General features: G+C 68.6%; 8 protein-coding genes. 3 read left to right on the forward strand and 5 right to left on the reverse strand.

What is annotated here, in order from left to right:
- Positions 1 to 265 precede the first annotated feature (265 nt).
- Positions 266 to 1,030 (forward strand): hypothetical protein, encoded by a 765-nt coding sequence (locus AC1U89_RS18115; RefSeq protein ID WP_479901040.1) that lies wholly within the window; start codon positions 266 to 268, stop codon positions 1,028 to 1,030.
- Positions 1,031 to 1,138: 108 nt separating this feature from the next.
- Here the strand turns inward: AC1U89_RS18115 and AC1U89_RS18120 are convergent, their stop codons facing one another.
- The 4 genes from AC1U89_RS18120 to fdhD all read right to left on the reverse strand — a co-directional run bounded on the left by AC1U89_RS18120 (position 1,139) and on the right by fdhD (position 6,356).
- Positions 1,139 to 2,149: a glycoside hydrolase family 43 gene (locus AC1U89_RS18120; RefSeq protein WP_479901041.1), complete on the reverse strand. Its 1,011-nt coding sequence runs from the start codon at positions 2,147 to 2,149 to the stop codon at positions 1,139 to 1,141.
- Between the two features lie 142 nt (positions 2,150 to 2,291).
- Complete coding sequence (locus AC1U89_RS18125; RefSeq protein ID WP_479901042.1) at positions 2,292 to 3,143, reverse strand: GIN domain-containing protein; 852 nt, start codon at positions 3,141 to 3,143, stop codon at positions 2,292 to 2,294.
- Between the two features lie 103 nt (positions 3,144 to 3,246).
- Positions 3,247 to 5,541 carry an FdhF/YdeP family oxidoreductase gene (locus AC1U89_RS18130; RefSeq protein ID WP_479901043.1) on the reverse strand — a complete coding sequence of 765 codons (2,295 nt, stop codon included), beginning with the start codon at positions 5,539 to 5,541 and terminating at the stop codon, positions 3,247 to 3,249.
- Positions 5,541 to 6,356 (reverse strand): formate dehydrogenase accessory sulfurtransferase FdhD, encoded by an 816-nt coding sequence (gene fdhD, locus AC1U89_RS18135; protein WP_479901044.1) that lies wholly within the window; start codon positions 6,354 to 6,356, stop codon positions 5,541 to 5,543. The genes AC1U89_RS18130 and fdhD overlap by 1 nt, the downstream gene beginning before the upstream one ends.
- Positions 6,357 to 6,472: 116 nt before the next feature.
- On the opposite strand from fdhD, the gene AC1U89_RS18140 reads away from it, so the two are divergent.
- Positions 6,473 to 8,137: an FAD-dependent oxidoreductase gene (locus AC1U89_RS18140; RefSeq protein ID WP_479901045.1), complete on the forward strand. Its 1,665-nt coding sequence runs from the start codon at positions 6,473 to 6,475 to the stop codon at positions 8,135 to 8,137.
- 324 nt (positions 8,138 to 8,461) lie between these two features.
- A complete protein-coding gene (locus tag AC1U89_RS18145; RefSeq protein ID WP_479901046.1) occupies positions 8,462 to 11,344 on the forward strand; it encodes a TonB-dependent receptor domain-containing protein in 2,883 nt (960 codons plus the stop codon).
- Between the two features lie 156 nt (positions 11,345 to 11,500).
- Here the strand turns inward: AC1U89_RS18145 and AC1U89_RS18150 are convergent.
- Positions 11,501 to 11,642: EF-Tu C-terminal domain-related protein (locus tag AC1U89_RS18150; RefSeq protein ID WP_479901054.1), on the reverse strand; the 142-nt coding region annotated here is incomplete at its 5' end.

Below are 11,642 nucleotides of genomic sequence, written 5' to 3' on the forward strand. Positions count from 1 at the left end.
CAAGGCGTCCTTCGATAAAGAACCCTGTCGCATGAAACTGCTCAAATCTAGGCGCAGAGAAGCATGAACGTGCGGGTGCACGCGATGGGGACGTTAACCCGCCTCCGCAAGTGTCATAAAACTGCATCAATTCGCCGCCGACCGCCTCCACCGGCCTTGCCGCCCAGGGCGAAGCTCCATAAATCCGCCGCTCCTCGACGGACGGGCGGCCCTCCCCAAACGACCGCCCGCCGATCGAGGCCACACAGTAAGGGGATTACCCACTATGAAGACCCAACTCTTTGCCGCCGCCGCCGTCCTGGCGCTGGCCGTCTCGGCTCCCGCCTTCGCCCAGAACGTCGGTTCGGTCGGCGCCGCCGTGAACTACACCGACGTCAAGGCCACCGGCATCGACGCCGACGGCACCTCGTTCAAGGTCGACGGCAACGTCGCCATCCCGACCGGCGCCTGGACCGTCACCGTGAACGGCAACGTCTCGGTCAGCGACAACGACCTGAGCGACGAGACCGTCGCCTCGACCGCCGCCCACGCCACGACCCTGGTCGCCGGCGACACCGTGCGCGTCGGCGGCTTCGCCGCCCTGTCGCGTCCGTCGAACGACACCCTGTGGGCCGTCGGCGCCGAAGCCTCCAAATACTTCGACAAGGTCACCGTGACCGGCCTGGCCGCCTACGGCCAGTCGAACGACCTGGACGCCGACCTGTGGGCCGTCCGTGGCGAAGCCCGCTACTTCGTCTCGGACGACTTCCGTCTGGACGCCGGCGCCGGCTACTCGAACCTGGACCCGAAGGGCTTCTCGAGCGCCGACATCTGGGACGTCAACCTGGGCGGCGAATACAAGTTCGCCAACACCGGCTGGTCGACCTTCGGCAAGTACACCCACACCGAGTCCAAGGACCTGGCGGACCTGAACGCTGAAGCAGTGAAGGTCGGCTTCCGCTACACCTTCGGCGGCAGCCTGAAGACCCGCGACCGTTCGGGCGCCGACCTGATCGATGCCGACACCCTGTTCGGCTTCGGCGTCCGCTAAACACGGACCCGTTCGCGATCAGCGGACTGAAGGAACGCCCCGGAGCTCAGGCTCCGGGGCGTTTCACTTTATATATATGTCGCCAGAGCGCGGTTCCCCGAACCGCCCTCACCTCGGCGCGACCATCCCGCCCTCCACCGGCGCCTCCCGGTCGACCGCCAGCGCCCCGCCCTCTTCCTTCAGCTCGGCCACCTGCACCACCGTCCGCTGTCCGTAATAGGGGTCGGCCTTGGCCTGCGGTTCGTTGGACTGGTGGACGAAGTAGTAGAGGAACGCCCTGCCCCCGCTAACCACCACGTCCGGGTGCTGGCCCTTGGCRGTGTCGGTGGGTTGGAGACCCGGCTGCTCCAGKAGACGTGTCGACTGCAGGGTCCAGGTCCGGGCGTCGTCCGACCGCAGGACGATCAGGCCCTTCCAGGCGTCGGCGATCATCCACCAGGCGCCCTTGAACCGGAACACCTTGGGGCCCTCGGCGGCCATGTCGACCGCCGGCTTGTCGCCCGTCGGCGCCCAATGGACCAGGTCGGCGCTCTCGACCGCCAGGATCCGGCTACCCCTGCGCTCGTCCTTGTACCAGAGGCGATAATGGTCGCCGATCTTGGCCACGCTGGCGTCGATCACCCGGTCGGAACCCAGGTGCAGCGTGTCGCCGCAGGTCCAGGTGGCCAGGTCCTTGCTGGTCAGGTGGACGATCCGCGCCGTCGCCGCCTTGTCGCCCCAGCGGTGGAAGACCCCCGGCACCACCGTCAGCCACATGTGATAGACGCCGCCCTCGGCATAGAGCTCGGGCGCCCACAGGGTCGGGCCGGTGCATTGGGCCGGAATGGCGGCCACGCCCTTGTACGTCCAGGCCATGCCGTCCCTTGAGGTCGCCATGCCGATCGGCGTGGCGTGGACCCAGGCGACGTCCTTGGGGTCGGGGTCCTTCAGGGTGGCGCGGCGGTTCGTATAGAACATCACCCACTGGCGATGGGCCTTGTCGAACACGATCGACACGTCGGCCGCCCCGTCGGTGATCGGATCGCGATACAGCGGCTTGGGCGCGGCCGCGTGGGAGACGCCGGGCAAAGCCAGCGCCCAGACCGACGACAGGGCCAGGATCAGGGTCCGCAGCTTCATGCCGTTTCCCTCGATGAACCGGCGCCAGCCTAGCCGGTTCGAGGGAAATCACAACGTGGGACATGGTCCCGCATAATGAAATCCCAGCCACCGCGGAGCGCGGGGCCGGGATGACAGCCGTCTATATATAAAGTGTCGCCGACTACTGGCCGATGATCACGTTGCCCGAGCCGGCCACATGCTTGCTCACCGGTCCCGTGGCCTTGGCGACGCGCACGTCGCCCGAGCCGGCGATGGAGGCCTCGACATTGCCGGCTTCGCCGCCGAAATCGACGTCGCCCGAACCCATGATGTTGACCTCGAGCGAGCGCGCGCGGCCGCCGCTGACGGTCACGTCGCCGGCGCCGGCGATGTTGGCTTCCAGGCTGCCGTTGACGCTGGCGGCCGTCACCCCGCCCGAGCCGGCGATGCTGATCTCCAGGTCGCCGCCGACGTCCTGCAGCTTCACGTCGCCCGAACCGGCGATGTTGATCTCGGCCGAACCGACGCTGCCGACCCGGGCGTCGCCCGAACCGGCCTGGTTCAGGTCGAGCTTGCCGCGCACGTTAGCGATCGTCCAATCACCGCAGCCGGCGTTGGACAGCTCCAGATGCTCGGTGCGGCCGACATTGCCGAACACCGCGCCGCCGGMGGCGACCTCGGCCTTCATCGGCACGCGGACCACGATCTGCGGGATGTCCTCCCACTTCACGTCGCCGACGCCGCGCACATGGATCACGCGCTTGCCCATCACCGTGTTGCAGCCGTTGATGCGGTTCATCCGCAGGCCGCCGTCGACCGTCACGTCCGAGCCGTTCTGACGGATCTTCAGCGGCAGGCTCTGGTTGGTGGTCAGGAATTCGACCTTCACGTCGCTGCGGGCTTCCGGGATCACCTCGACCCGGGCCACGGCGTCCTTGATCTTCACGGACGGATCGGCGGCGGCGGCCCCGGCGAAGCCCCAGAAGGCGCTGGCGGCGGTCGCGGCGGTGGCCAGAAGCAGAAGAGCACGCATCGAATGTTCCCTCGAACGAATGTGTTGTTGAGGGAAGGCTAGCCGGGCCCCTGTCGGGAGACGACTTAATTCGAGGTCATGACCCCCTTGTCATGATTGGGCCTCAATTGGCGCTGGCGGCCAGCCGCACCGGAACCGACTTGTAGGCCGGCGTGCCGCTGCGGCGATCGTGGTCCTCCAGCGCCACCAGCAGGTTGGTCTCAGGATAGTAGGCGGCCAGGCAGCCGCGCGGGATGTCACGCTCCACCAGGGTGAAGCCGCGCACGGCCCGCCGGCCCGTGTCGTCGAAGGCGGCCGTCAGGTCGATGCGGTCGCCGGCCTTCAGCCCCCGCGCGGCGATGTCGTCGGGATGGGCGAAGACCACGTCGCGGCGGCCGAACACCCCGCGATAGCGGTCGTTCTGGCCGTAGATGGTGGTGTTGTACTGGTCGTGGCTGCGCAGGGTGGTCAGCAGCAGCACGTCGGCCTCGCCCCGCCGGGCGTCCTGGCCGTCGTGGCGATGGGCCAGGAACTGGGCCTTGCCGCTGGGGGTCTTCCACACCCGGTCGGACGGCGGCACCGGCAGGCGGAAGCCGCCCGGCTGGCGGACGCGGTCATTATAATTAGCGAAGGCCTCGGGGAAGACCGCCTCGATCAGGTCGCGGATCTTGTCGTAGTCGGCGGCCAGGCCCGGCCAGTCGACGATGTCGTCCGGCCCGAACAGCGCCGCGCCGATGCCGGCGATKATCGCCGGCTCGGACTTCAGCTGGTCCGAGGCCGGTGGGTTTAGACCACGCGAGGCGTGGACCATCGACATCGAGTCCTCGACCGTCACCGCCTGGCGGCCGCCGGCCTGCAGGTCGATCTCGGTGCGGCCCAGGCAGGGCAGCAGCAGGCTCTCCTCGCCGTGCAGCAGGTGGGTGCGGTTCAGTTTGGTGGCGACATGGACCGTCAGCTCCGCCTTTTGGATCGCCGCGTGGGTCCGGGTCGGGTCGGGCGCGGCGACGGCGAAGTTGCCGCCCAGGCCGATGAACACCTTGGTCTCGCCCGCCTCCAGGGCCGCGATGGTCTCGACCACGGTGTGGCCGTGCTCGCGCGGCGACTTGAAGGCGAACACCCGGTCCATCGAATCCAGGAACGCCGCCGACGGCTTCTCCCAGATCCCCACCGTCCGGTCGCCCTGGACGTTGGAATGTCCCCGCAGCGGACAGATTCCCGCCCCCGGCCGGCCGATATTGCCCTTCAGCAGCAGCAGGTTGACCAGCTGCTGCACGGTGCTGGACGACGACCGGTGCTGGGTCAGGCCCATGCCGTAGCAGAGGATCGTCGCCTTGGCGGCGGCGTAGGCCCGGGCCGCCTCCTCGATCTGGGCGCGGGTCAGGCCCGAACCGGCCTCGATCTCGTCCCAGCTGAGCCCCTCGACGACGGCCTTCACCGTCTCGAAGCCCTCGGTGTGCTCGGCGATGAAGGCGCGGTCCAGAACCGTACCCTGGCTCTCGGCGTCCAGCTGCAGCACCGCCTTCATGATCCCCTGCACCGCCAGGGCGTCGCCGCCGACGGTCAGTTGGTAGTAGGACGAGGCGATCGGGGTCGAGGTCAGGGTCGCCATCTCGACCGGGTCCTGCGGCGAGGCGAACTTCTCCAGCGCCCGCTCCTTCAGCGGATTGAAGGCCAGGATCGTCGCGCCCCGCTTCGAGGCGTCGCGCAGGGTGGTCATCATGCGCGGATGGTTGGTGCCGGGATTGTGGCCGAAGCTGAGGATCAGGTCGGCGTGGTCGAAATCCTCCAGGGTCACCGAGCCCTTGCCCATGCCGATCGAGTCCGGCAGGCCCACGCTGGTCGGCTCGTGGCACATGTTCGAGCAGTCGGGGAAATTGTTGGTCCCCACCCGCCGGCCCAGCAGCTGGAACAGGAACGCCGCCTCGTTCGAGGCCCGCCCCGAAGCGTAGAACTCGGCCTGGTTGGGATGGTCCAGCGCCTTCAGGGCGTCGGCTGTGCGCTGGAAGGCGTCCTCCCAGCTGATCGGCAGATAGCGATCCGTCGCCCGGTCATATGCCATCGGATGGGTCAGCCGGCCTAGATCCTCCAGGGCGTGGTCGCTCCAGGTCAGGAGCTCGGTCACGGTGTGGGTCGCGAACACCTCGGGCGTGGCGCGCTTGGAGGTCGCCTCCCAGGCCACGGCCTTGGCCCCGTTCTCGCAGAACTCGAACGAGGAGGTGTGCTTGGGATCGGGCCAGGCGCAGCCTGGGCAGTCGAAGCCCTCGGGCTGGTTGGCGCGCAGCAGGGTCTTGCCGCCCTCGATCACCGTGGCCTGGTCGGTCAGCGCCCCGGCCACCGCCTTGAGCGCGCCCCAGCCGCCGGCGGCGTTGTCGTAGCGATGGATGCCGCGGACGCCCGCATTGGGTTTGTCGTGGGCCATCACGCATACTCCGGGACTGTGTCGAGCAGGCGCTCGGGATAGGTGAACACCGTGTGGCCGTCGGCGCGGGCCAGGGCGACCAGGGTCAGGCCGGACTCCTCGGCCCGGCGGATCGCCAGGTCGGTCGGGGCCGAGACGGCCACCAGGATCGAACAGCCCATCCGCACGGTCTTCTCGACCATCTCGAACGAGCAGCGACTGGTGACCAGCACGAAGCCTTCGGAAGCATCGCGCCCCTCGCGCGCCATCGCGCCAGCCAGCTTGTCCAGGGCGTTGTGACGGCCGACGTCCTCGCGGACCACGACCAGCGCCCCCTTCCCGTCCGCGAACGCCGCCGCGTGGGTGGCCCGGGTCAKGCGGCCCAGGGCCTGGGCGTCGCCCAGGGCGTCGACGGCCCGCTGCACGGCCTGGTGCGAGACCTTGGCCCCGCCCTCCAGGCGCGGCAGAGGCCGCACGGCGTCGGCCAGGCGCTGCACCCCGCACAGCCCACAGCTGGAGCGTCCCTCCAACGTGCGCGGCCGGGCCTTGCGCTGGATCGCGCCGGGCTGGAGCTTGATGTCGGCCAGAACGCCCAGGTCGTTCCGGGTGACCTCGATGGCCAGAACGTCCGCCGCCTTGGCCACGGCCTCGGTGACGGTGAAGCCCAGGACCAGGTCCTCGACATCGTCTGGGGTGGCCATCAGCACCGTGTGCGGCCGGCCGTCGAACGACAGGCCCACGGCGACTTCCTGGGGGGTGTCACGGGCGATGGTCTCGGACCCGGCCCCGACCCGCCACTGGGTGGCGGAACGGCGTTGAGCGGCGGCTTTCGACATGGACGGACTCTACCGCCTGGCCGCCCCCGCGTCCAAGGGCGCTCTTCACGGCGCGAACGTTCAAATCCGATGCGGATGTAGATGACCGAACGGCGATCCTGACGCACTCTAGGGTCATGGCCGTCATCGATACCCGCCGCGATCAGATGTTCCCCCGCCTGCAGCCGGAGGAGATCGACCGCATCCGCCGCTTCGGCGACATCGCCCACGCCAAGGCCGGCGCCATGCTGGCCCAGGCCGGCGAGGTCTCGCCCGGGCTCATGGTGATCCTCGAAGGGCGCGCCCGGGTCAGCCGGCGCGACGCCCACAACGACAGCCACGTGATCGTCGAGCACGAGCCCGGCCACTTCATCGGCGAAATCGCCCAGCTGTCGAACCGCCCTTCGCTGGTCGACGTGGAGGCCGTCACCGACGTCGAGGTCCTGCGCATCAAGCCCGACCGCCTGCGCGCAGTGCTGATCGCCGAGGCCGAGCTGGGCGAGCGGATCATGCGAGCCCTGATCCTGCGCCGTGTCGGCCTGCTCGAGGCGGGCGCGGGGCCCGTGATTCTCGGCCGGACGGGCGACGGCGAGGTGATCCGGCTGTCGGGCTTCCTGTCGCGCAACGGCCATCCCTACCAGCAGCTGGACCCCGACACGGTCGACTGCGCCAAGGTGCTGATCCAGCGGTTCTCGATCGACGAAGCCGAGCTGCCGATCGTGCTCTGCCCCGGCGGCCAGATCCTGCGCCATCCGTCCAACGCCGAGCTGGCCCGATGCCTGGGCATGGTCGGCGACCTGGACCCCAACCACATCTATGACGTCGCCGTGGTCGGGGCCGGCCCCGCGGGCCTGGCCACCGCCGTCTACGCCGCCTCCGAGGGCCTGTCGGTGCTGGTGCTGGACACCCGGGCGTTCGGCGGCCAGGCCGGCGCTTCGGCCCGGATCGAGAACTATCTCGGCTTCCCCACCGGCGTCTCGGGCATGGCCCTGATGGCCCGCGCCTACAACCAGGCCCAGAAGTTCGGCGCCAACCTGGCCATCCCCGACGAGGTCGCCAGCCTGGAATGCACCGCCGACGCCACCGGCGACAGCGCCCTGGACGGCTATCACCTGAAGCTGGTCAGCGGCGAGACCACCCAGGCCAAGACCATCGTGATCGCCAGCGGCGCGCGCTATCGGCGGCTGGACGTCTCCAACCTGGACGCCTTCGAGGGCAGCAGCGTCCACTACTGGGCCTCGCCGCTGGAGGCCAAGCTGTGCGCGGGCCAGGAAGTGGCCCTGGTCGGGGCCGGCAATTCGGCGGGCCAGGCGGCGGTCTATCTGGCCGCCCACGTCAAGAAGGTCTGGCTGGTGATCCGGGGCAAGAGCCTGGCGGCCAGCATGTCGCGCTACCTGATCGAGCGCATCGAGAGCCTGCCCAACATCGAGGTCGTCACCCGCAACGAGATCGTCGAACTCGAGGGCGAGGACGGCCAGCTGCGCGCCATCCGTCATCGCAACCTCGACACCGGCGAGGAGGACCGCTGCGAGATCAGCCACCTGTTCCTGTTCATCGGCGCCGCGCCAAACACCGCCTGGCTGACCGAGTGCCGGGTCGAGCTGGACAACCATGGCTTCGTGCGCACCGGCCAGGACCTGGCCCCCGGCCACCCATCGCTCCAGACCAGCCGCCACGGCGTGTTCGCGATCGGCGACGTGCGGGCGGGCTCGGTCAAGCGCGTGGCGGCGGCGGTCGGCGAAGGCGCGCAGGTGGTGGCGGCGATCCACGCCTACCTGGCCGAGCCCGTCACCACGGCCTGACGCCGCCCCCAAGACAGATCCATGACGCACTGTGGCCGGCCGGCCACGGCCGTCTTCGCGTCGGTTCCGCAACAAACCGCGCCCTGCCCGCCCCTATGTCTTCCCCCGTGATCCGGTTCGCGCCGCCGCGCGCCTCTATGACGGTTCGGCGACAATCCACAGACGGGGCACAATCGCCCCTGCGAGTCTGAAACATCGGGACTCCAGGGCGTACGCCCGCACACATTCGAGAAAAAGCCGCCCCATACCCAAGGTCCCAAGCGAATTTCCTTTCGCCGGTACCGGCCATCGTCGCTCTCACGATGGCCCATTTGGGGATACTTCATGTCGAGAACGCACTACCTCGCGGGCGCGTCGGCGCTCGCCTGCCTGGTCGCTGGCGCGCCCCTGGCGGCCCACGCCCAGACCGCCCCGACGGACACCTCGGCCAGCGCCGTCGAGGAGATCGTCGTCACCGGTTCGCGCATCGCCCGCCGCGACTACGTCTCCAACAGCCCGATCGTCACGGTGGGCCAGGACGCCATCCAGAAGACCGGCTCGGTCACGGTCGACACGCTGCTGAACCAGATGCCGCAGTTCGTGCCGTCGGTGTCGTCGACTTCGAACAACCCGTCAAACGGGGGCCAGGCCAATATCGAGCTGCGCGGCCTGGGGACCGCCCGCACCCTGGTGTTGCTGGACGGCCACCGCGTGGTCGCCTCCAATTCCGACGGCAGCGTCGACATCAACATCCTGCCCACCGCCCTGATCCAGAACATCGAGGTCATCAGCGGCGGCGCCTCGGCCACCTACGGGTCCGACGCCGTCGCCGGGGTCGTCAACTTCAAGCTGGACCACAACTTCACCGGCCTGGAGGTCGACGCCCAATACGGCATCAGCCAGCACGGCGACGGCAAGGAGACCGCCGTCAGCGTCACCGCCGGCGGCAAGTTCGCCGACGACCGCGGCCACGCCGCCGTTGCGCTGGCCTATTCCCAGCGCGGCGAGGTGTTCAACTCGGCCCGCGACTTCGCCGCCGTCTCCGGCGCCTCGTCCACCACGCCCTACGGTCGCTATGACGCCACGGGCACCAACCTGCCGACCCAGGCGGCCATGGACGCCGTCTTCGCCAAGTACGGGATCGCGGCCGGCACGGTGAAGGCCGGCGCCAACCTCGGCTTCAACGACGATGGCACGCTGTTCTACAACGGCGTCAACTACGGCGGCTCGACGGCGATCGACTACGCCACCATCCCGGTGAACGGCACTTACAACACCGGCGCCCTGAACCTGCTGCAACTGCCCCTGACCCGCTACTCGGCCTATGGCGAGGCCCAGTACGAGATCAATCCGCACGCCGAGGCCTACGGCTCGTTCAACTTCACCCACTACGACTCCCGCACGGTGCTGGCCCCCGCCCCGGCCGCCAGCACCACGGGCTTCACCGTGCCGGTGACTAACCCGTTCATCCCGGACGACCTGGCCACCCTGCTGGCCAGTCGCGCCGATCCCACGGCCGACTTCCTGTTGCGCAAGCGCTTCACCGACGTCGGCCCACGGGTGTCGGACACCACCTTCAACGTCTTCCAGCTGGCCACCGGCGTGCGTGGCGAGACCGGCTTCAAGGACTGGACCTACGACGTCTACGGCTCGTTCGGCCGCTCCGAGCAGAACGAAATCCAGTCGGGCAACATCAGCCACTCGGCTGTCCAGACCCTGCTGAACGCCGCCGACGGCGGCGCCAGCATCTGCAGCGGCGGCTATGACCCGTTCGGCCTGAACGAGCTGTCCTCGGCCTGCCGCAGCTACATCTCGCGCACGACCAAGAACTGGACGGCGGCCGAGCAGCGCGTGGTCGAGGCCAACCTGCAGGGCGGGCTGTTCGACCTGCCGGCCGGCGAGGTCCGCGGCGCCTTCGGGGCCGACTACAAGTACGACAGCTTCAAGTACGTGCCCGACAGCCTGCTCTCGACCGGCGACGTGGTCGGCTTCAACGCCGCCGACGCCATCGACGCCTCCACCGACGTCAAGGAGCTCTACGGCGAGCTGCTGGTCCCGGTCCTGAAGGACCTGCCCTTCATCAAGGCCCTGAACCTCGACCTCGGTTACCGCTATTCCGACTACCAGACGATCGGCGGCGTCTCGGCCTACAAGGTCGACGGCGACTGGGAGATCGTCGAGGGCTTCCGCCTGCGCGGCGGCTACCAGCGCGCCGTCCGGGCCCCGAGCCTGGGCGAGCTCTATTCGCCGCAGAACCAGAGCTACGAGACGATCACCGAGGACCCCTGCGCGATCGACAGCTCGGTCCGCACCGGCTCCAACGCCGCCGCGGCCCGCGCCATCTGCCTGGCCCAGGGCGTGCCGGCGGCGATCATCGACAGCTACACCTACGCCAACACCCAGGTCGACGCGACGGTCGGGGGCAACAGCGACCTGCACGAGGAGACCGCGGACACCTACAGCGTGGGCTTCGTCTGGACGCCGGTGATCGAAAACCCGCTGTTCCGGCGCCTGTCGCTGTCGGCCGACTACTACTCGATCGACATCAAGGACGCGATCGGCACCATCTCGGCCGAGGACGCCCTGCAGAACTGCTACTCGGCCACGGCCAACCCGACGGCCAGCACCAGCAACTACTACTGCAGCCTGTTCACGCGCAGCGCCGCCACCGGCGAGGTGTCGTCGATGAGCCTGATCAACCTGAACCTCTCTGAGTACAAGACCCGGGGCGTCGACTTCCAGGTCGACTKGGCCTTCGGCCTGGGCGCGGTGGGGCTGGACGACAAGTACGGCTCGCTGCGCGTCAACCTGATCGGCAGCTGGCTCGACAGCTTCCAGATCCAGAGCCTGCCGGGCGAGGACTTCGTCGAGCTGAAGGGCACCATCGGCAACGACCAGGTCAGCAACACGGCCGTCGCCCACCCTGAATGGAAGCTCAACACCTCGCTGACCTACAGCCTGGGCCCGGTCGACCTGGGCGTGGCCTGGCGGCACATCGACGGCATGCAGGACTATGCCGACGAGGACAGCGCCACGCCGAACATCGACTATTTCGACCTCAACGGGACCTGGCGGGTGAACAGCGCCTACGAGATCCGCGGCGGGGTGACCAACGTCACCGACAAGGCCCCGCCGTACTTCAGCTCGTACGTCCAGGCCAACACCGACCCGTCGACCTACGACGTTCTGGGGCGGCGGTTCTATGTGGGGGTGAAGGCTCGGTTCTAGGCGGCTGCCACCGACGGAACGAAGGGCCGGAGGGAAACCTCCGGCCCTTTTTCATGTGATCAGGCGGGGCAAAATGGGAGCCCCAATAGCAAAAGGCCCCGGAGATCGCTCTCCGGGGCCTTCGCTTGTCTTAGCCGAAGCTAGATCGTTCGAGGATTACTCGACGATCTTGGCCACGACGCCGGCGCCGACGGTGCGGCCGCCTTCACGGATGGCGAAGCGCAGCTTCTCTTCCATGGCGATCGGGGTGATCAGCTCGACGTCCAGCTCGGCGTTGTCGCCCGGCATGATCATTTCC

The sequence above is a fragment of the Caulobacter sp. 05T431 genome (assembly GCF_056665975.1).

Bases quoted from the DNA above. Each gene is read 5' to 3' on its own strand.
- AC1U89_RS18115 (WP_479901040.1), top strand. From the start codon at position 266: ATGAAGACCCAACTCTTTGCCGCCGCCGCCGTCCTGGCGCTGGCCGTC.
- AC1U89_RS18140 (WP_479901045.1), top strand. From the start codon at position 6,473: ATGGCCGTCATCGATACCCGCCGCGATCAGATGTTCCCCCGCCTGCAG.